At 64.7% G+C, this 351-nt stretch carries 1 protein-coding gene; it reads right to left on the bottom strand.

Features of this window, described 5'->3' with window-relative positions; translation table 11 throughout:
- Positions 1-324 (bottom strand): hypothetical protein (locus AC0IYH_RS30070; RefSeq protein WP_471837758.1); only part of this gene is annotated, 324 nt, incomplete at its 3' end.
- Positions 325-351: the final 27 nt, after the last annotated feature.

The following is a 351-nucleotide window of genomic DNA, read 5'->3' as shown; positions in this document are numbered from 1 at the left end:
GTCGTCCTCCATATAGCCCCAGCTATACAGATGGACGAGCGCGGACACCGACGTGATGACGACCAGCATCACTGCGGTCAGAGCATCGACTCGGAAGCCCCAGGCGACGTCGACGCCGCCCGACACGATCCACGTCAGCACCGGCGTGACCGTCGCGACGTTCGATCCGGCGATGCAGCCCAGAAAGATCGGCCACGCCAGCGCGCACGACGCGAACAGCGCGGCCGTGGTCAGCACCTTGGCCGGGAACGCCCCCAGCACCTTGTTGCCAAGACCTGCGACGATCGCCGCGAGCAGCGGCAGGAATACGATAGCGAGGATCAACCGTTTACCCCTTCATCCGGTTGACGT

The sequence above is a fragment of the Pseudomonas sp. AC463 genome (assembly GCF_979253585.1).
The sequence above is the reverse complement of the archived record's forward strand: the minus strand, read 5'-3'. Positions and strand labels throughout refer to the sequence as shown.